Source organism: Dyella thiooxydans (assembly GCF_001641285.1).
GTDB lineage: Bacteria > Pseudomonadota > Gammaproteobacteria > Xanthomonadales > Rhodanobacteraceae > Dyella_A > Dyella_A thiooxydans.
The window spans coordinates 3,699,299-3,718,343 of record NZ_CP014841.1 but is presented as its reverse complement, the minus strand read 5'-3'; the positions used below and the strand labels follow the sequence as shown (position 1 = coordinate 3,718,343).

The 19,045-nt window shown below is 67.8% G+C and carries 17 protein-coding genes; 9 read left to right on the top strand and 8 right to left on the bottom strand.

The features are described 5' to 3' along the window. Positions 1-3: 3 nt before the first annotated feature. Complete coding sequence (locus ATSB10_RS16695) at positions 4-906, top strand: ion transporter (RefSeq protein WP_063673855.1); 903 nt, start codon at positions 4-6, stop codon at positions 904-906. On the opposite strand, the gene ATSB10_RS16690 is transcribed toward ATSB10_RS16695, so the two are convergent. The 5 genes from ATSB10_RS16690 to ATSB10_RS16670 form a co-directional block, all read right to left on the bottom strand. Then, the gene (locus ATSB10_RS16690; protein ID WP_063673854.1) at positions 880-1,302 is read right to left on the bottom strand and encodes a VOC family protein; all 423 of its coding nucleotides are present in this window, start codon (positions 1,300-1,302) and stop codon (positions 880-882) included. The genes ATSB10_RS16695 and ATSB10_RS16690 overlap by 27 nt on opposite strands. Beyond that, entirely contained in the window at positions 1,299-2,540 is a 1,242-nt protein-coding gene (locus ATSB10_RS16685; RefSeq protein WP_063673853.1) for an acetylornithine/succinylornithine family transaminase, read from the bottom strand. Before ATSB10_RS16685 ends, ATSB10_RS16690 begins: the two co-directional genes overlap by 4 nt. Before the next feature lie 323 nt (positions 2,541-2,863). Next, on the bottom strand, positions 2,864-4,210 hold the full coding sequence (locus ATSB10_RS16680) for a sigma-54 dependent transcriptional regulator (protein ID WP_063673852.1): 1,347 nt from the start codon (positions 4,208-4,210) through the stop codon (positions 2,864-2,866). Positions 4,211-4,427: 217 nt separating this feature from the next. Continuing rightward, positions 4,428-5,243: an SDR family oxidoreductase gene (locus tag ATSB10_RS16675; RefSeq protein ID WP_063673851.1), complete on the bottom strand. Its 816-nt coding sequence runs from the start codon at positions 5,241-5,243 to the stop codon at positions 4,428-4,430. 48 nt (positions 5,244-5,291) lie between these two features. Beyond that, the gene (locus ATSB10_RS16670; RefSeq protein WP_063673850.1) at positions 5,292-5,894 is read right to left on the bottom strand and encodes an LON peptidase substrate-binding domain-containing protein; all 603 of its coding nucleotides are present in this window, start codon (positions 5,892-5,894) and stop codon (positions 5,292-5,294) included. 101 nt (positions 5,895-5,995) lie between these two features. Between ATSB10_RS16670 and ATSB10_RS16665 the strand changes: the two genes are divergently transcribed. After that, positions 5,996-6,925, top strand: coding sequence for an ABC transporter ATP-binding protein (locus tag ATSB10_RS16665; protein ID WP_063673849.1), 930 nt, complete (start codon positions 5,996-5,998; stop codon positions 6,923-6,925). Continuing rightward, entirely contained in the window at positions 6,922-8,334 is a 1,413-nt protein-coding gene (locus ATSB10_RS16660) for a hypothetical protein (protein WP_063673848.1), read from the top strand. The genes ATSB10_RS16665 and ATSB10_RS16660 overlap by 4 nt, the downstream gene beginning before the upstream one ends. Before the next feature lies 1 nt (position 8,335). Here ATSB10_RS16660 and mpl read toward each other — a convergent pair whose 3' ends face one another. Next, a complete protein-coding gene (mpl, locus tag ATSB10_RS16655) occupies positions 8,336-9,700 on the bottom strand; it encodes a UDP-N-acetylmuramate:L-alanyl-gamma-D-glutamyl-meso-diaminopimelate ligase (protein ID WP_063673847.1) in 1,365 nt (454 codons plus the stop codon). Positions 9,701-9,820: 120 nt separating this feature from the next. Next, positions 9,821-10,405, bottom strand: a complete 585-nt coding sequence (locus ATSB10_RS16650) for an adenylate kinase (RefSeq protein ID WP_063673846.1) — start codon at positions 10,403-10,405, stop codon at positions 9,821-9,823. Between the two features lie 186 nt (positions 10,406-10,591). Here ATSB10_RS16650 and ATSB10_RS16645 point away from each other — a divergent pair, with 186 nt between their 5' ends. The 6 genes from ATSB10_RS16645 (at position 10,592) to ppa (ending at position 18,558) form a co-directional block, all read left to right on the top strand. Then, positions 10,592-11,863 (top strand): 6-phosphofructokinase, encoded by a 1,272-nt coding sequence (locus tag ATSB10_RS16645; RefSeq protein ID WP_063673845.1) that lies wholly within the window; start codon positions 10,592-10,594, stop codon positions 11,861-11,863. A 137-nt stretch (positions 11,864-12,000) separates the two neighbouring features. Then, positions 12,001-12,459 carry an RcnB family protein gene (locus ATSB10_RS16640; protein ID WP_063673844.1) on the top strand — a complete coding sequence of 153 codons (459 nt, stop codon included), beginning with the start codon at positions 12,001-12,003 and terminating at the stop codon, positions 12,457-12,459. A gap of 212 nt (positions 12,460-12,671) precedes the next feature. Further along, positions 12,672-14,741, top strand: a complete 2,070-nt coding sequence (locus tag ATSB10_RS16635; RefSeq protein WP_063673843.1) for a sodium-translocating pyrophosphatase — start codon at positions 12,672-12,674, stop codon at positions 14,739-14,741. A gap of 182 nt (positions 14,742-14,923) precedes the next feature. After that, positions 14,924-17,035: a prolyl oligopeptidase family serine peptidase gene (locus tag ATSB10_RS16630; RefSeq protein WP_063673842.1), complete on the top strand. Its 2,112-nt coding sequence runs from the start codon at positions 14,924-14,926 to the stop codon at positions 17,033-17,035. A 75-nt stretch (positions 17,036-17,110) separates the two neighbouring features. Next, complete coding sequence (locus tag ATSB10_RS16625; protein WP_063673841.1) at positions 17,111-17,944, top strand: 2OG-Fe(II) oxygenase; 834 nt, start codon at positions 17,111-17,113, stop codon at positions 17,942-17,944. A 77-nt stretch (positions 17,945-18,021) separates the two neighbouring features. Continuing rightward, a complete protein-coding gene (gene ppa, locus ATSB10_RS16620) occupies positions 18,022-18,558 on the top strand; it encodes an inorganic diphosphatase (RefSeq protein WP_063673840.1) in 537 nt (178 codons plus the stop codon). A gap of 69 nt (positions 18,559-18,627) precedes the next feature. On the opposite strand, the gene ATSB10_RS19490 is transcribed toward ppa, so the two are convergent. Next, the gene (locus ATSB10_RS19490) at positions 18,628-19,008 is read right to left on the bottom strand and encodes a GFA family protein (protein WP_157469335.1); all 381 of its coding nucleotides are present in this window, start codon (positions 19,006-19,008) and stop codon (positions 18,628-18,630) included. Positions 19,009-19,045 lie beyond the last annotated feature (37 nt).

Genomic DNA, 19,045 nt, shown 5'->3' with positions numbered 1-19,045 from the left:
GGGATGAGCGGGAAACAGGCACCACAACGCCCCGGCGAACCGCTCCCGGCCACGGGGGCGGCCTGGCGCGAGCGCTGGTTCCACGTGATCTTCGGCCACCACGATCGCGCCGGCCGCCTGTTCGATGTGGCACTCATCGTGGCGATCCTCGCCAGCATCCTGGTGACCATGCTGGACTCGGTGCAGTCCCTGCATCAGCGCTTCGGCGAGCTGCTCTATCTCCTCGAATGGCTGTTCACCGTGATCTTCACCGCCGAGTACCTGGTCCGGCTCTACGTGGTACGGCGTCCTTGGCGCTATGCGCGCAGCTTCTTCGGCGTCGTCGATCTGCTGTCGGTGCTGCCGACCTACCTGAGCCTGGTGCTGACCGGCAGCCAGTATCTGCTGGTCATCCGGGCGCTGCGCATCCTGCGCATTTTCCGCGTACTCAAACTCACGCGTTACGTGGGCGAGGCAACCCTGCTTTGGTCGGCGCTGATCCGCAGCCGGAGGAAGATCCTGGTCTTCGTCAGCACCTTCCTGACCCTGGTGCTCATCTTCGGCGCGGCGATGTACCTGATCGAGGGCCCGGAGCACGGCTTCACCTCGATCCCGCAATCGATGTACTGGGCGGTGGTGACGATGACGACGGTGGGGTTCGGCGACATCACGCCGAAGACGCCGCTGGGCCAGATGTTCACTTCGCTGATCATCCTGGTCGGCTACAGCATCATCGTGGTGCCGACCGGCATCTTCACCGCCGAGCTGGCCAACGGCATGCGCCAGGCGCGCGAAGCGCGGCGCTGCGAAGGATGCGGACTGGCCGGCCACGAGGCGGATGCCCGGTTCTGCCGCCACTGCGGCGAGAAGCTGCCCCGGTCGGAAACGCCGGGGGCGGATTCACCAGCTGCCGGTGTTCGGCATTGATGACCACGGCTCGGCCGGCGGCAGCGCGTCGCCGGCCTGCAGCAGTTCCACCGAAATCAGGTCCGGCGAGCGGACAAAGGCCATGTGCCCGTCGCGCGGCGGACGATGGATGGTGTAGCCCATCGCCTGCAAGTGCGCGCAGGTGGCGTAGATGTCGTCCACGCGGAACGCCAGGTGGCCGAAGTTGCGGGCCGACCCGTAATCCTCGCTGGAGTCCCAGTTCCAGGTGAGCTCGATCTCCGCGTCCGGGCTCTCCGGTGCGGCCAGGAACACCAGCGTGAACTTGCCGGCCGGCACGTCGTGCCGGCGCACCTCGCGCAGGCCCAGACCCTCGCAGTAGAAGCGCAGCGAGGCGTCGAGATCGCGCACGCGGACCATGGTGTGGAGGTACTTCACGCCGCCGCTCCCGCCGCCGCGACGAAATCCGCCAGGGCCGCGCGCAGGCGCTGCAGGCCCTCGGCGACGTCCGCGTCGGTGAGCACCAGGGGCGGCACGAAGCGCAGCACGTCCGGGCCGGCCTGCAGCAGCAGCAGGCCGTGGGCTGCGGCGTGGTCGAGCACTTCGCCTGCGCGCCCCTTCCACGGCCCGGCCAGCACCGCACCCAGCATCAGGCCGCGGCCGCGTACCTGCTCGAACAGCCCCAGCTCCGCATTGATTTCCGCCAGCCCCTCGCGCAGATCGTGCGCCTGGCGCTCCACATTCAGCAGCACCTCCGGCGAACCGAGCCTGGCCAACGCCACCCGGGCCACCGCCGCGCCCATCGGGTTGCCGCCGAAGGTGGTGCCGTGCGCGCCGTACTGCATCACTTGGGCCACCTTCGGCCCGGCCAGCATCGCGCCGATCGGGAAGCCGCAACCGAGCGCCTTGGCCAGGGTGACGATGTCCGGCGTGACGTGGTCCTGCACGTGGGCGAACAGGGTGCCGGTGCGGCCCATGCCACACTGGATCTCATCGAGCACCAGCAGCGCGCCGTGCTGGTCGCACAGCGCACGCACGCGCTGAAGGAAGCCCGGTGCCGCCGGCAGCACGCCGCCCTCACCCTGCACCGGCTCGAGCATCACGGCGGCGACGTCGTCCGGGGCGAACGCGGCCTCCAGCGCGGCCACGTCGTTTAAATCGATGTAGCGGAAGCCGGCCGGCAGCGGCTCGTAGCCTTCCTGGTACTTCGGCTGCGCGGTCGCGGTGACGGTGGCCAGCGTGCGGCCGTGGAACGAGCCGCGGAAGGTGACGATGGTGCGACGCTCGGGCGGCCGGCCCTGCGCGGCGGCCCACTTGCGTACCAGCTTGATCGCGGCTTCGTTGGCTTCCGCGCCCGAGTTGCAGAAGAACACGCGCTCGGCAAAGCCGGACGCCTGCACCAGTTCCTCGGCCAGTCGCAGCGGCGGCTCCGTGTAGAACACGTTCGAGCTGTGCCACAGCTTGCCGGCCTGCGCGGTGAGCGCGGCGAGCAGCTCCGGATCGGCATGGCCCAGCGCGTTCACCGCGATGCCCGCGCCGAAATCGATGTACTCGCGCCCCTCGGTATCCCACACCCGCGCACCCTTGCCGTGGTCGAGCACTAGGTCGCGGGGTTTGTACACCGGCAGCCAGTAGCGTTTGCCAAGCTCTATGAGACGGCCATTCTTCGATTGCATCGCCGATCCAACGGGCGCCGGGCAACGGACGCCACCAAGGGTGAAGGGGGCGCCATCGTAGAACCTCACCAAGGTCTTTGCACGGAGCGCAAGCGGCAGAATCAAGAGCCCTCACGATTCGGGCACCCCCTCCGCAACACCCTTTCGCTCGCTGCTCCGGAAGCGGACCCGTGGCCGCCAAATACCGTCCGAAGTGACTGCTGTCGCGGCAGACAATGCGAGGGTGACGTCACCGCCTGCGGGTCGCACGGGCTCAGGTGCCACGTGATGGGACGTCCGACGCCGGCGCCGGGCGCTGCCCATGCTTCCCGCGACCATCCGGCTCAGCGCAGCTCGTCGAGCGCCAGGTGGTGCTTCTTGCACAACCGGTACACGGTGACCCGCGAGATACTGAGGCGACGCGCGCATTCGCTGATATTGAAGCGGCTCTCGCGCAGGCAGGCGAGGATGGCTTCCCGCTCTGCCCGGACCCGGGTGGCGTCCAACGAGGCAACGCCGTCGCCCTGCCCCACGGCACCGGACAGGTCCAGATCCGTGGCCCCGATCACCGCATCGTCCGCGACCACCGCTGCGCGCTGCACACGGTTGATCAACTCGCGCACGTTGCCGGGCCACGCATACCTTCGCATCGCCGTACGCGCCGCCGCGCCGAAAGTCCGGGCGCGGCAGGAATGATGTTCGCGGAAGCGATCGAGCACGTGCTGGGCAATCAGCTCGACATCGCCGCCTCGCTCGCGCAGCGGCGGCACCGCAAGTCGCAGTACGTTGAGCCGGTAGAACAGATCCTCGCGAAACCGGCCAGCCGCTACTGCGCGCTCCAGGTCCACGTGGGTTGCCGCCACCACGCGTGCGTCGGCACGGATCGGCTGGCTGCTGCCGAGCCGCTCGATCGTGCCTTCCTGCAGGAAACGCAGCAGGCTGGTCTGCGCATCCAGCGGCAGGTCGCCGATCTCATCGAGGAATACGGTGCCGCCCGCCGCGCTCTCGATGTGGCCGATCCGCCGGGCCGTCGCACCGGTGAATGCACCTCGCTCATGGCCGAACAGTTCGGACTGCACCAGATGCACCGGCAAGGCACCGCAGTTGATGGGCACGAAGGGGCGGTCACGCCGCCGTGACAACCGATGCAGGGCCTGAGCGGCCCCTTCCTTGCCGGTGCCGGTCTCGCCCGTGATCAGTACCGGCAAGTCCACCGGAGCGAACTTGCGCAGGTGCGAGCACATGCTGCGGACGATATCGCTCTGCCCGACGATATCCGGGAAGTCTTCCCCCTCCGCTGCCGGCGTGCCCTGTGCGATCGAGGACAACACCCTGGCCAGCCGCGCGATATCCAACGGCACCGTAAAATATTCGGCGCTGTCCCGAAGTATGCGCTGCACCGCCGGGGACCCGGTCGTGGTGCCTGCTCCCAGCAAGGCCAGCCAGGTCAGGTTGGGTGATCCCTCTAGCTGGCGGGCAATCGCCGACTGCATCTGCGCATCGCAGCCGCGCAGGTCGGCCAGTGCGACCATCGGGTCGCCCTCGCGCTGCTGCAGCCTGCCGACATCGACCGCATCGACCACCCTGATCGACCAGCCCTCGCTCGCCAACGCCCGGACCTCCTCGCCAGTGGGCTTGCCGAGCCAAATCACGCAGCGTTGCGCTGCGACCACCTCCAACTGCATGGCCATCTCCCCAGCCGATGGTCCCCCTGTGGCCCCTCACGTAGTGCTGTCTCGCTGTCGAACGCCCTTGCCGCGACACAACAGCGCAACATGCTACGCCTCGTCCATGACAGAAGCACGTAAACAGGGCAGGGGCCAGCTGCGGAATTTCGCCAATATTTATCTAATATTCATGGACTTAGCATTCATGAATCGCCGGTCCCGTCCGCCAGCGCCCAGTTGTCTAGAGGAACAGGTCCGGCAGCAGCGATGCACCGGGCTGTACGGCATATCGATCGAAATCGGTCACGCCGGTCCCGGCCAGCACTTCGTCATCGATGGCGAATCGCCCGGTCATCTCGCGCGACGATCGCACCAGCATCGCGTGTGCTGCGTCGGCAACGATCTCCGGGGTACGGCAGTTTTCCGGCCTCACGCCATCGATCATCGCGATCGCCGCCGTGGCAATCACCGTGCGTGGCCACAGCGCATTGACAGCGATGCCGAGCGGCCGGAACTCTTCCGCCATGCCGAGCACGCACAGGCTCATGCCCATCTTGGCGATTGTGTAGGCGGTATGCGGCGCGTACCACTTCGGGTCGAGCGTGGGCGGCGGCGACAGCATCAGCACGTGCGGATTGGCGGCGCGCTTGAGGTAGGGAAGACAGGCCTGGGTGGTCACGAACGTACCGCGAGTGTTGACCTGGCTCATCAGGTCGAAGCGCTTCATCGGCGTGCCTTCGACACCCGCCAGCCAGATCGCGCTGGCATTGTTGACCAGGATGTCGATGCCCCCGAAGTGCTCGGCCGCCTGTGCGGCGGCGTCGACCACCTGGGTCTCGTCACGGATGTCGACCTTGAGCGCCAGCGCGCGGCCACCGGCCTCCTCGACCGCGGCTGCCGCGGCATGGATCGTTCCGGGCAGCTTGGGATTGGCCACACCACTCTTCGCCGCGATCACCACGTTGGCTCCATCACGCGCCGCGCGCAGCGCAATCGCCAGGCCGATGCCGCGCGATGCGCCAGTGATGAACAAGGTCTTGCCGGCCAGGGTGGTCATGCTCGTGCTCCACGCGTCGTCTCGGAAGCGGGAGTGTAGCGCCCGTTGTCAGGGCTTCTGGAAGCGAGGCAGGATGTCGCGCAGCTCGGCCAGGCGTTCCACCGGGTCGGTCAGTTCGAGCAGTTGCTGGCGTTCCGGATTGGCCAGCGGCAGCAACTCGGCCAAACGGAAGCCGAGCCAGCTGGCATCGTCGTAGTCGGTCTGGGGAGCGTCGCGCCAATGTGGGCCGAGCGTCTCCACCAGCCGCTCCAGAATGACCTGCAGCAACGCGAATTCCACGGGAACCTGCACCCGGGGCTCATCCGGCCACAACGCCACGTCGCCGCGCAGCAGGCCATCGCCGCCGGACCGCGTTCGCTCGACGCGGAAACGCGCACCGCCGTGCGCCACGATGCCCAGCAGGCCCTCGGCGGTGGTATGGAAATCGGTGATGGTCGCCACCGTGCCGACCGCCGCGGGCAGGGCCGGCTCACCGACCTCGTAGCCGTCCATGATCAGGCAGACGCCGAAACCTCCACCGGTCCGCGCGCACTCGCGCACCATGTCCAGATAACGCGGCTCGAAGATGCGCAGCTGCAACGGTGCCCCGGGGTAGAGCACCGTCGCGAGCGGAAACAGCGGCAGATCGACCAGAGGTGTCGGGGCGTCCATGCCCCGAAGTGTACCGGCCGATGGTTGCCGCAGCCCGCCGCTCCGATGGACGATGCACGGATCGTCGTCCTCGACGGCTTCCCCATCCCCCAGGAGCACGGATGTCCCTCTTCGACCTCTCGACAACGGCCACCCCCCCGCCAAATCCGCCGGCCCCGTCGCCTGCGGTGGTGACGGTGCAGCGACTGGAGAAATCCTTCGCCAAGCGCGAGGTGCTGCGCGCGCTGGACTGGAGTGTGCCGGCCGGTCGGGTGATCGGCCTGCTTGGACGCAACGGCGCCGGCAAGACCACCCTGCTGCGCTGCCTGCTCGGCTTGTCGCCGATCGACGGCGGCGAGATCTCGCTGTTCGGCGTACCGATGACCGAACCGGGTGGTGAGCGCATGCACCGCATCGGCTTCGTTCCGCAGACCTTCGACCTTTTCCCCTGGATGAAGGTGCGCGCCTATCTCGACTTCACCGCTGCGTTCTACGCGCGCTGGAACCGGTCGCTGACCGACCGCCTGCTCGGCGACTGGCAACTGGATCCGAAGCAGAAGATCGGCCAGCTATCGCAGGGGCAGCGTCAGAAGCTGGCGATCGTCCGTGCCATTGCGCCGGAACCGGATCTGCTGGTGCTCGACGAGCCGGTCGCCAGCCTCGATCCGCAGGCCCGCCGCGCCTTCATGGCCGAACTGCTGGAGCTGATGCGCGGGCCAGACAAGACGGTGATCTTCTCCACCCACATCACGGCCGACCTGGAACGCGCCGAGGCGGACATCGCCCTGCTGCGCGACGGACGGATCCAGTTCACCCGGCCGCTGGCCGAACTGCGCGCACGCCTGCGCCGCGTGGTGTTCATGCGGGAGAGCGGCTGGTCGCAGGCGCCGGTGGTGGCCGGCCTGCTCAAGGCCGGCATCAAGGGCCCACGCGCCGAGCTGCTGGTGGAAGACCCGATGCCGGAGAGCCTGCAGGCGCTGGCCGCCCGCGAGGGTGCGACCGTGCAGATCGAGACGCCGACGCTGGAAGACCTTTTCGTGGAGCTGGCATGAGGGCGGTGTGGCAACTGTCGCTGCAGTTGTGGCGGCAGATGGCGGTGCTGGCGGTGCTGGCCGGCGCGCTGTGGCTATGCGGCCTGGGACTGCTGGTGTGGTCGACGCGCGCGGACGCCTCCCTGGCCGGCACCGGACTGGGCCTGGTCGCCTTCGGCGGCTGGTTCTGGCACATCGGCCAGGGGCAGATGCTGCGCGGCCTGTGCCGGCCGGAAATCCACCTGCTGCCGCGTTTCCGCGCCCGGCTGGCCGGCGCCGGCGCGCTGGATCTGATGCTTTGGGTCGCGTTGCCGGCGATCGTCGCCGCGTTGTGTGGCATGCCTCATGCCGTCATGGGCGCCGCCGGACTGTTGCTGGTGACCGCGGTCGGGCTGGCCAGCGGCACAGGCAAGCGGGTCGGGCTATTCATCTGGGCGGGTTTCATCGCCGTCGGCTGGAAGCCGCATCTGGCCGCGCAGGTGGTCGACATCGCCATGCACTCGCCATGGACGCCTGCACTGCTGGCACTCGCCGCCGTGCTCGTGTTCCGGCTGGCGCTGCGGCCGCTGCTGCGCATCGAGGACATCGAACCGGATACCTCGCCGCTGGAGAGCACGGGGCTGGGCCGGATGCAATCGCAGGCCATGCAGGGACGTCCCGCGCGCGGGGCGATCGGCAAGCGCATCCAGGGCTGGTTCGACGGCATGGCGCAGCGCGCGATGGAGCGGGCCTTGGCCGCATACCGCCGACATCCCGGCACGCGCCAGCGGATGACGCTGATCCGCAGCCTGCTGCTGCCCCACGACAACCCGGAGGCGATCGCGCTGCGCCTGGTGCTGGTCGCGGCGATCGTCGGGGTGTACTTCTTCGCCATCCTGCACCGCCCGCACTACAACGCGGCGGTGATCGGCGCCTACGCCGTGCTGCTGTCGCTGACCCGCTTCCCACAGCTGGGGCGCGGCATGCTGCGGATGCGACCGAACCTGGCCGACCTCTATCTCACGCTGGCGCCGGAGAGCCGCGCCGACTACCAGCGGACCCTGGTGCATGCCCTGCTCCTGCTGGTACCCGTCACCGTGCTGAGCGCGCTGGCCTACACCGCGCTGGGCATCGTGCTGGTGCACGCCACCGAACCGGGCCGGATGTTGCTGACCGCGGCGATCGTCGGTGCCGCCGCCAGCCTGGTGGCGCTGGCGGTGCACCTGATCGGCCCGGAAGGCAGCTTCGGCCGCGGCCTCGTCAACATTGCCGTGGTGCTCGGCGCGATGGCCAGTTACTGGGGCGGCTACCTGCTGCTCGGCCTGCTCGGCGTGGAGCTGGGCGGTGCACTGCTGGCACTGGTGGCGATCAGCTTCGGGCTGGGCGTGTGGTTCGCCGCGCAGCGCGAGTACCAGCGCCGCACCCCCTGCTTCGATCCACCGCCGGCCTGAATCAGCCGCCGCGCTGCCTCAGCGCCTCGGCGAAGCGCCGTGGTGCCGCCTCGAAGCCGCCGTTGGACATGAACACCACGTGGTCCCCGGGCCGGACCGCCGCCTGCAGCGCATCGATCAACGCATCGACGGTGGGCACGGTACGGCCGCGACCGCCCAGGGCACCGGTGATCTTCTGCGCATCCCACGGCAGCTCCGGACGATGCAGGAACACCACCGCATCGGCATCGGCCAGCGAGGGGGCAAGGCCTTCTGCGTGCGCGCCCAGCCGCATCGAGTTCGAGCGCGGCTCCAGCGCCACCAGGATGCGCGCATCGCCGACCTTCGCCCGCAGCCCGGCCAGCGTGGTGGCGATGGCCGTGGGGTGGTGGGCGAAGTCGTCGTAGATGGTGATGCCCGACGTCTCGGCCACAACCTCCATGCGGCGCGCCGCGCTGCGGAAATCGGCGAACGCCGGCAGCAGCGCGACCGGATCGGCACCGGCCGCCGCCGCAGCAGCGAGTGCGGCCAGTGCGTTCATCACGTTGTGCCGGCCCAGCAGCGGCCAGGCGACCTCGCCCAGCCGCTTGCCACGATGGCTCACCGCGAACCGCGTGCCGTCCGCCTCGACCAGCTCGGCCTGCCAGTCGCCCTGGCCGATGCCGAACGTCTCCACCGGCGTCCAGCAGCCCATCGCCAGTACCTCGGCCAGGTAGGTGTCGTGCGCGTTGACGATCAGCCGGCCGTTGCCCGGCACGGTGCGCACCAGGTGATGGAACTGGCGCTGGATCGCCGCCACGTCGGGGAAGATGTCCGCGTGGTCGTACTCGAGGTTGTTGAGGATGGCGATGCGCGGACGGTAGTGCACGAACTTCGAGCGCTTGTCGAAGAACGCGGTGTCGTACTCGTCCGCTTCGATCACGAACGGCTGGCCCTCGCCCAGTCGCGCCGACACCCCGAAGTTGCCCGGCACGCCGCCGACCAGGAAGCCCGGCGCCAGTCCGGCGCTCTCCAGCAGGTGCGCCAGCAGGCTGGTGGTCGTGGTTTTGCCGTGGGTGCCGGCTACCGCCAGCACCTCGCGACCGGGCAGCAGCGTCTCTCCCAGCCACTGCGGGCCGGAGACGTAACGCAACTGCTCGTCCAGCATGTACTCGATGGACGGGTTGCCGCGCGTCATCGCATTGCCCACCACGACCAGATCCGGCGCCGGCTGCAGGTGCTCGGCCGCGTAGCCCTCCATCAGGCGGATGCCGAGCGCCTCGAGCTGGGTGCTCATCGGCGGATAGACGTTGGCGTCGCTGCCTTCCACGGTCTGGCCGAGCTCGCGCGCAAGCGCCGCCACGCCGCCCATGAAAGTGCCGCAGATGCCGAGGATGTGCAGACGCATGAAAAGTCCTTCTGGAAACCCGCGCGGAGCGCGTCGTCGCGAGTATGCCCGCCGGATACGACGACGGCAGCGCACCAGGCGCTGCCGTCGCGGAAACGTGCCCCCGGATAGGAAGCCGGATCAGCCGTTGACCGTCGCCGAGTCGCCCGCCAGTGCCCGCTTCACGCGCGCGGTGACTTCGTCCAGGTCGCCGACACCATCGACCACCTGCAGCTTGCCGCGGCTGGAATAGAAATCGGCCACCGGAGCCGTCTGCTCGGCATACACACCGAGACGGCGACGCACGGTGTCCGGGTTGTCGTCGGCCCGGCCCTCCGCCGCGAAGCGGAGCTCGCAGCGTTCGATGATCGCCTGGTTCGGCACCTCGAGCTTGACCACCGCGTCCAGCGGCTGGCCGATCTTGGCCAGCAGCTCGTCCAGCGCGGCGGCCTGGGCGAGATTACGCGGGTAGCCATCGAGGATGAAGCCGGCGCGGGCGTCATCCTGGGCCAGGCGCTCCTCCAGCATGCCGAGCAGGATGTCGTCGGACACCAGATGCCCGGCATCCATCACGGCCTTGGCCTTCATGCCCAGGGCGGTACCGGCCGCGACGGCGGCGCGCAGCATGTCACCAGTGGAGATGTGCGGAACGCCGAGTTCGGCCTTGAGACGGCCAGCCTGGGTTCCCTTGCCCGAACCGGGCGCGCCGAGTAGCACGAGTCGCATAATGCTCCACACCATCCGCGTCGGGCCGCACGCTGCGGCGCTTCGCCGGATTCATCAAAATGACGCTCAAAGTACCGTCTGGCCCCGGGGTCGTCAAACCAATCTGGCGCCCGCGATGCGGCAAGTGTCTGTCTGTCCTGCCAAAGTCGAATTGACGCGGCGCAACGAGTGAATCAAGGAGCCCGTATGACCCGTGCTACTCGCAGTCCCCAAGGCCGCCTCCTCTACGCGCAGTCCGGCGGCGTCACCTCGGTGATCAACGCCACCGCGGCCGGCGTGATCGAAGCAGCGCGCGCGAAAGGGGTGCCGGTCTATGCCGCCCGCAACGGCATCCTCGGCGCACTGCGCGAGGACCTGATCGACACCACCAAGGAAACCCGGTCCGCCATCGCCGCCCTGCGCCACACCCCGGGCGGGGCATTCGGCAGCTGCCGCTACAAGCTCAAGTCGCTGGAGGCGAACCGGGCCGAATACGAACGGCTGATCGAAGTGTTCCGCGCCCACGACATCCGCTGGTTCCTCTACAACGGCGGCAACGATTCGGCCGACACCGCGCTGAAGGTCTCGCAGCTGGGCAAGGCGATGGGCTACGACATCCGCTGCATCGGCGTGCCGAAGACGGTGGACAACGACCTGGCGATCACCGACTGCTGCCCGGGTTTCGGCTCGGTGGCCAAGTACACGGCGGTATCAACGCTGGAGGCGAGCCTGGACGTCGCCTCGATGGCCGAGACCTCGACCAAGGTATTCATCCTCGAGGTGATGGGCCGCCACGCGGGCTGGATCGCCGCGGCCGCCGGCCTGGCCGGCGACGGGGTGGACGGCGCGCCGCACGTCATCCTGTTCCCGGAGGTGCCGTTCGACGAAGCCGCCTTCCTGGCCAAGGTGAAGGCCACGGTCGAACGCGTCGGCTGGTGCACCGTGGTCGCCTCCGAGGGCGTGCGCAACGCGCAGGGCCAGTTCCTTGCCGAGGCCGGCACGCGCGATGCGTTCGGCCATACCCAGCTCGGCGGCGCCGCACCGGTGCTGGCGCAGCTGGTGAAGGACAAGCTCGGCTACAAGTACCACTGGGCGCTACCGGACTACCTGCAGCGCTCGGCCCGCCATGCCGCCTCGAAGGTGGACGCCGAGCAGGCCTACGCGGTCGGCAAGGCCGCGGTCGATTGCGCGCTGGCCGGCATGAACGCGGTGATGCCGGTGATCGTGCGCACGTCCGATGCGCCCTATCGCTGGAAGGTGGAACCGGCACCGCTGGCGAAGATCGCCAACAAGGAAAAGAAGATGCCGAAGGGCTTCATCCGTCGTGATGGCTTCGGCATCACCGCCGCTGCCCGCCGCTACCTGTCGCCACTGATCGCCGGCGAGGCTCCTCTGCCGTGGAGGCGTGATGGACTTCCCGCTTACGGCACTCTGCGCCTCGCCTCCGTAGCCAGGCGGCTCCCTCCGAAGCAAGAATGAACGACTCGCTCAGCTTGATGACCCCTGTCTGAAAAGCTGCCGGACACGACAGGTATTTGATTCAGGCTCGACTCCCTAGGCTCACAGTCGCATTACCGCAAAGGCCAATCCCGGCCGACGTCCAGAAGGAGGACGCCATGAAACTGCTCACTTCCATGCTGCTTGCGACTGCGCTGGTGACCTGCAGCGGGCTGGCCATGGCGCAGCCAGACCATGGTGATCGCGGTGACCACGGCTGGCACGATCAGGATCACGACCGTGGCCACGGTCATGACCGTGGCCACGGTCATGACCGTGGCGACGATCGCGACCACGACCGCTATGACGACAGGCGCCGGTACGAAGGCCGCCGGGACGATGACTACCGGGAACACGGTCACGGTCACGGCCGCGGCCACGATCGGGACTGGGTGCCGCCGGGCCACCGTTGGGAGCGCGGCCATCGCTATGAAGGACCGGTCTACGTGGTTCACGACTATCGCGAGTACCGGCTGCGCACGCCGCCGCGCGGCTACCACTGGGTTCGCGCCGACGATGGCGATTACCTGCTGGTCGGTATCGCCACCGGCATCATCCTGGACATGGCGCTGCACTGATACCGCGGCGAAGTGATGTATGTCCGGCAAGGCGGCGCTTCGGCGCCGCCTTTCTTTTTGCGCCACGCCCGCGGCCCCGGCATTGCAGCGCACAACGGCGAGCGTCACACGCTCTGCCTATACTCGCCGGGACCGCCTGATCTCTAGACGGCCATCTCGGGCGCGTTCCCGAACCGCCCGGCACCACGGTGACTACTCATGGGGAGGTTCCGATGCTGCAGCAGTATGGCGTGTGGTTGGTATTGGCTTGTGCGGTGGTAGCGATTCTTTACGGGGGATTGTCGGTGCGCTGGGTCCTGACGCAGTCGGCCGGCAACGAGCGGATGCGGGAAATCGCTGCAGCCGTGCAGGAAGGCGCCCGCGCCTACCTGAACCGCCAGTACTCCACGATCGCGATTGCCGGCGTGGTGCTGTTCGTGGTCATCGGCTTCGGTCTGAACTGGCTTACCGCGGTGGGCTTTCTCGTGGGTGCGGTGCTATCCGGCGCCGCCGGCTACATCGGCATGAATGTCTCGGTGCGCGCCAACGTGCGTACCGCCGAGGCGGCACGCCATGGCATGCGGCAGGCGATGGACGTGGCGTTCCGGGGGGGCGCGATCACCGGCATGCTGGTGGTCGGCCTGGGCCTGCTGGGCGTGGCCGGCTACTACCTGGTGCTCGGCCACCTGGGCGCCAGCGGCGAGTCTGCGCTGCACGCGCTGGTTGGGCTGGCCTTCGGCTCCTCGCTGATCTCGATCTTCGCGCGTCTCGGCGGCGGCATCTTCACCAAGGGTGCGGACGTCGGCGCCGACCTCGTCGGCAAGGTCGAAGCAGGTATCCCCGAGGACGACCCGCGCAACCCGGCTGTGATCGCCGACAACGTGGGTGACAACGTGGGCGACTGTGCCGGCATGGCCGCCGACCTGTTCGAGACCTACGCGGTGACCATCATCGCCACGATGCTGCTGGCCGGCCTGAGCTTCGCCGGCAACGTCGACGCGGTGATGTACCCGCTGCTGCTGGGCGGCGTATCGATCATCGCCTCGATCATCGCCACCTTCTTCGTCAGGGTGAAGGAAGGTGGCTCGATCATGGGCGCGCTGTACAAGGGCGTGATCGTCTCGGCGGTGCTCTCGGCGATCGCCTTCTGGTTCGTCACCGCGGGCCTGCTGCCACAGGGGCTGACCGACGCCGACGGACTGGTCATCTCCAGCCACGCGATCTTCTACTGCTCGCTGATCGGCCTGGTGCTGACCGGCCTGATCGTGTGGATCACCGAGTACTACACCGGCACCCAGTTCAAGCCGGTGCAGCACATCGCGCAGGCCTCGACCACCGGTCACGGCACCAACATCATCGCCGGCCTCGGCATTTCGATGAAGGCCACCGCGCTGCCGGTGATCGTGATCTGCGCGGCGATCTGGAGCGCCTATGCGTTCGCCGGGCTGTACGGCATCGCCATCGCCGCCACGGCCATGCTGTCGATGGCCGGCATGATCGTCGCGCTCGATGCCTACGGCCCGATCACCGACAACGCCGGCGGTATCGCCGAAATGGCAGAACTGCCGCCGGAGGTACGTGCGATCACCGATCCGCTCGATGCAGTGGGCAACACCACCAAGGCGGTGACCAAGGGCTACGCGATCGGTTCGGCGGCGCTGGCGGCACTCGTGCTGTTCGCCGACTACACGCACAACCTGGCCACGCACTTCGGCGGCCACGCGCCGTCGTTCGACCTGTCCAACCGTTACGTGATCATCGGCCTGCTGATCGGCGGCCTGATCCCGTACCTGTTCGGCGCGATGGCGATGGAGGCGGTCGGCCGCGCGGCCGGTGCGGTGGTCGAGGAGGTGCGCCGCCAGTTCCGCTCCATCCCCGGCATCATGGAAGGGACCGCCAAGCCGCAGTACGACAAGGCGGTGGACATGCTCACCCGCGCAGCGATCAAGGAGATGATCGTGCCGTCGCTGCTGCCGGTGCTGGTGCCGGTGGTGGTGGTGGTGGGCTTCAAGTGGCTGGGCGGCTCGGAAGCCGGCGCGCAGGCGCTGGGCGGCGTGCTGATCGGCACCATCGTCACCGGCCTGTTCGTGGCGATCTCGATGACCACGGGCGGCGGCGCCTGGGACAACGCCAAGAAGTACATCGAGGACGGCCACCACGGCGGCAAGGGCTCGGAAGCGCACAAGGCCGCCGTCACCGGCGACACCGTGGGCGACCCCTACAAGGACACCGCCGGTCCGGCGGTGAATCCGCTGATCAAGATCATCAACATCGTGGCACTGCTGCTGATCCCGCTGCTGTAGAGGCACTGCGCCCGGCCGCATCGTCGCTGGCCGGGCGCATCACCCCCGTCGCCCACCTGCCACGGTGGTGCTCGCAGCCCATGGATCCGGCAGGCCACGCATCTTCGGTCACCGGCCGGAGAACACAGGGCACTACCGGCCCCTCATCCCTGCATGACACGCCTTTGGCAAGGATCTCCCACATGACTTCGAGGCCCTCGATCTGGCTCGCACTGGCTGCCAGTGTCACCCTTGCCGGCATGAGCCACGCACAAGCACCCGCCGTACCGACAGGCGACGGCAATGACCCCTATCTCTGGCTGGAGAATATCCACGGACAGAAGCCGCTGGCCTGGGTGGAGCAGCAGAACGAGGCCACCGCCAAGCGGTTCGCCGACGACGCCCCGTTCGAAAAGACGCGCAAGCAGATTCTCGAGGTGCTCGACTCGGACGAACACATCCCCTACGTCAGCCGGATGGGGGGGTATCTGTACAACTTCTGGCGCGACAAGGCGCATCCGCGTGGCCTGTGGCGTCGCACCACGCTGGCGGAGTTCCGCAAGGAAAAGCCGCACTGGGACGTGCTGCTGGACGTCGACGCACTGAACAAGGCCGAGAACAAGCGCTGGGTGTTCAAGGGCGTGCAGTGCCTGAAGCCCGATTACACGCGCTGCCTGGTCTCGTTGTCACCGGACGGCGGCGACGCGGTGGCCGTGCGCGAGTTCGACCTGCCCTCGCGCTCCTTCGTCAAGGACGGCTTCGTGCTGCCGGTCGCCAAGAGCGAAGTGGACTGGATCGATCGCGACACCCTCTACGTGGGCACCGACTTCGGCCCGGGTTCGATGACCGAGTCCAGCTATCCCCGCATCGTCAAGGAATGGCGTCGCGGCACACCACTGGACCAGGCGACGGTCGTATACGAAGGCACCCCCAAGGATCTGGCCGTGGGTGCCAGCCACGACGACACCACCGGATTCGAGCGGGACTTCGTCTCGGTCGCCAAGGACTTCTTCCACAGCCAGCTGTTCCTGCGCAAGGACGGCAAGCTGCAGCGGGTCGAGGTGCCCGAGGACGCCACCGCCGACGCCCATCGCGAGTGGCTGCTGGTCGAGACGCGATCGCCGTGGACCGTGGGAGACACCACCTATCCCTCCGGTGCCCTGCTCGTCACCCGCTTCGACGACTTCATGGCAGGCAAGCGGCAGTTCGAGGTCCTGTTCCGGCCCGATGCGCACACCTCGCTGGCGTCCTACAGCTGGACGCGCCACCACCTGATCCTCGACGTGCTGGACGACGTGAAGAGCCGGCTGGAAGTGCTGACCCCGGAAGCGGGCGGCTGGAAGCGGGCCCCGATGGAAGGCGCGCCCGCACTCAGTACGGTCAGTGTGGTGGATACCGACCCGGACCACAGTGACGAATACTGGCTGGGCGTCACCGGCTTCCTCACCCCGTCCTCGCTGCAATACGGCGTCATCGGGGGCGCGGCCCCGGAAACCCTCAAGCGCGAACCGGCGTTCTTCGATGCGTCGAAATTCGTGGTCAGCCAGCACTTCGTGGCCTCGAAGGACGGTACCCGCGTGCCTTATTTCGAGATCGCGCCGAAGACGATGAAGCTGGACGGCAGCAACCGTACGCTGCTCTACGGCTACGGTGGCTTCGAAGTCTCGCTGCTCCCTACCTACAGCGGCAGCATCGGGCGCGCCTGGCTCGATCGCGGCGGCGTCTACGTCATCGCCAACATCCGCGGCGGCGGCGAGTACGGCCCGGCCTGGCACCAGGCCGCACTCAAGGCCAAGCGGCTGCGCGCCTACGAGGATTTCGCCGCAGTGGCGCAGGATCTGGTACGCCGGGGGATCACTTCGCCGAAACACCTAGGCGCCGAGGGTGGCAGCAACGGTGGCCTGCTGATGGGCAACATGCTCACGCTGTACCCGCAACTGTTCGGGGCGATCGCCTGCGAGGTGCCGCTGCTGGACATGAAGCGGTACAGCCACCTGTCCGCCGGCGCTTCGTGGATGGCCGAATACGGCGACCCCGACACCTCGGACTGGAACTTCATCCGCACCTTTTCGCCGTACCAGAACGTCAAGCCGGGCATGCACTATCCGCCCGTGCTGTTCTACACCGCTACCAGCGACGACCGCGTCGGTCCGGTGCAGGCACGCAAGATGGCCGCGAAGATGCAAGGCATGGGCTACCGCAACGTCTGGTTCTACGAGAACACCGAGGGCGGTCACGGCGCGGGTGCGGACAACCGCCAGTCGGCGTACATGCACGCACTGGCCTACTCGTTCCTCTGGGATCAGCTGCACTGATTGCGAAGCCCCGCTGCCGACACAGGCGGCGGGGCTGGCTTATCATCGGATTTTCAGCTTTCCCCCGGTTCCGGTATGAAGCGAAATACCAGCATCCGTCCCGAACTGCGCCAGTGGATCCTCGACTCCACCCGCAACGGCCAGAGCGTCGACCAGATCCTGCAGCAACTGAAGGAAGCTGGCTACGACCCGCGGGAGAGCCGCAGCATGGTCGCCACGGTCCTCAAAATGCCGCTCGCGGCCTTGACCGGCGTGGCACATCCCCATGCCCTGCGGCCACGCCACCCGGAGGCACCGGCAACCCACGCCGGCGACCGCGACGTGCGGGTACTGGCCTCGCTGGATGAACCGGTGGTGCGCGTGCTCGATCAGCTGCTCGATCCGCAGGAATGCGACGAGCTGATCGCGCTGGCCCGTCCCCGCCTCGACCGGGCCCGAACCGTCGACGCCCAGGGCGGGCAGCAGGTGGACCAGCGCCGCACCAGCGAGGGCATGTTCTTCCGGCTCGGCGAGACACCGCTGATCGAGCGGATCGAGTCCCGACTAGCCGCCCTGCTCGGGATTCCAGTCAGTCATGGCGAGGGTCTGCAGGTGCTTCACTACGGCCCAGGCCAGGAGTACGAGCCGCATTACGACTGGTTCGATCCGACCCAGCCCGGCTTCGAGGCGGTTACCGCCCACGGCGGGCAGCGCATTGCCAGCGTGGTGATGTATCTCAATACCCCCGAGGCCGGTGGCGGCACCGGCTTCCCCAACGCCGGACTCACCGTCACGGCGCTCAAGGGGGCGGCCGCCTATTTCGCCTACGAGACGAACGACACGTCCTCCCTGCATAGCGGACTGCCGGTGGAACGCGGCGAAAAATGGATCGCCACCAAATGGCTGCGTGAACGCCCGTTCGTCCGCTGACCGCGGGAGTGCTGCGTCGCAACAGCAGTTGCCTTATCCTATCCGGCCCTACTTTCTCCTAGTGCAGGATCACCTTCATGGGTCTGGATCTGGTCAGCGCCGGCCGCAACGTGCCGGACGAAATCAACGTCATCATCGAAATCCCCAAGGACGCCGAGCCGGTCAAGTACGAAGTCGACAAGGCCTCGGGCGCGATCTTCGTCGACCGCATCCTGTCCACCCCGATGCGCTATCCGTGCAACTACGGCTACGTGCCGGGCACGCTGGGCGACGACGGCGACCCCCTCGACGCGCTGGTCATCCTGCCGCTGCCGCTGATTCCGGGCTCGGTGATCCGCTGCCATCCGGTCGGCATGCTCCGCATGACCGACGAAGCCGGCGGCGACGAGAAGCTGGTGGTGGTGCCGGTGGAGAAGATCTTCGCGGGCTACGCCCACATTCAGGACATCGATGGCGTCTCTGGCCACTGGCTCGAACGCATCGGCCACTTCTTCGAGCACTACAAGGATCTGGAGAAGGGCAAGTGGGTCAAGCTCGAGGGCTGGGCCAAGGCGGCCGAGGCCAAGGCGGAAGTGCTCAAGGGCATCGAGCGCTACGTGCAGGACAAGGGCTGATCCATCCCTCCGCAGGAATGAAAAGGCGCGCCCGGGGCGCGCCTTTTTCGTTTCCGGTCGTCGATACGACTATCCGGCAGGGGCCGGCGTGACGCTGATCAGCGGAACCCGCGGCAGAGGCCGCACGTGCGAGCGTGAGCCGATTGCCCCCTCGTCATCCAGCAGGCTCGCATCCAGATCCACGAGGCTTCCACCGGGCGACCATGTAGCCAGCGTACTACCGCAGACACCGCAGACCGCACGCACGCCCCTACCCTCGTCCTCGTAGAGGACCGGCGCCTGGCCATGCCAGCTCAGGCCACCTCGCGGCACGACCATCACGCCCACCACCACACGGTGATCGAGCAATCCGCGACAAAGCGGGCATTCGCAAAAGCGGCGATCGAGGTAATCCACGCGTGCCTCGTAAACGATCGTTCCACAGGCACAACGTCCGTGCAGGATGCTCATGGGGTGGCCTCTCGGTTCGATGCCGGAGATGGCCCGG

Bases quoted from the DNA above. Each gene is read 5' to 3' on its own strand.
- ATSB10_RS16695 (WP_063673855.1), top strand. From the start codon at position 4: ATGAGCGGGAAACAGGCACCACAACGCCCCGGCGAACCGCTCCCGGCC.
- ATSB10_RS16685 (WP_063673853.1), bottom strand. From the start codon at position 2,540: ATGCAATCGAAGAATGGCCGTCTCATAGAGCTTGGCAAACGCTACTGG.
- ATSB10_RS16680 (WP_063673852.1), bottom strand. From the start codon at position 4,210: ATGGCCATGCAGTTGGAGGTGGTCGCAGCGCAACGCTGCGTGATTTGG.
- ATSB10_RS16675 (WP_063673851.1), bottom strand. From the start codon at position 5,243: ATGACCACCCTGGCCGGCAAGACCTTGTTCATCACTGGCGCATCGCGC.
- ATSB10_RS16670 (WP_063673850.1), bottom strand. From the start codon at position 5,894: ATGGACGCCCCGACACCTCTGGTCGATCTGCCGCTGTTTCCGCTCGCG.
- ATSB10_RS16665 (WP_063673849.1), top strand. From the start codon at position 5,996: ATGTCCCTCTTCGACCTCTCGACAACGGCCACCCCCCCGCCAAATCCG.
- ATSB10_RS16660 (WP_063673848.1), top strand. From the start codon at position 6,922: ATGAGGGCGGTGTGGCAACTGTCGCTGCAGTTGTGGCGGCAGATGGCG.
- mpl (WP_063673847.1), bottom strand. From the start codon at position 9,700: ATGCGTCTGCACATCCTCGGCATCTGCGGCACTTTCATGGGCGGCGTG.
- ATSB10_RS16650 (WP_063673846.1), bottom strand. From the start codon at position 10,405: ATGCGACTCGTGCTACTCGGCGCGCCCGGTTCGGGCAAGGGAACCCAG.
- ATSB10_RS16645 (WP_063673845.1), top strand. From the start codon at position 10,592: ATGACCCGTGCTACTCGCAGTCCCCAAGGCCGCCTCCTCTACGCGCAG.
- ATSB10_RS16640 (WP_063673844.1), top strand. From the start codon at position 12,001: ATGAAACTGCTCACTTCCATGCTGCTTGCGACTGCGCTGGTGACCTGC.
- ATSB10_RS16635 (WP_063673843.1), top strand. From the start codon at position 12,672: ATGCTGCAGCAGTATGGCGTGTGGTTGGTATTGGCTTGTGCGGTGGTA.
- ATSB10_RS16630 (WP_063673842.1), top strand. From the start codon at position 14,924: ATGACTTCGAGGCCCTCGATCTGGCTCGCACTGGCTGCCAGTGTCACC.
- ATSB10_RS16625 (WP_063673841.1), top strand. From the start codon at position 17,111: ATGAAGCGAAATACCAGCATCCGTCCCGAACTGCGCCAGTGGATCCTC.
- ppa (WP_063673840.1), top strand. From the start codon at position 18,022: ATGGGTCTGGATCTGGTCAGCGCCGGCCGCAACGTGCCGGACGAAATC.
- ATSB10_RS19490 (WP_157469335.1), bottom strand. From the start codon at position 19,008: ATGAGCATCCTGCACGGACGTTGTGCCTGTGGAACGATCGTTTACGAG.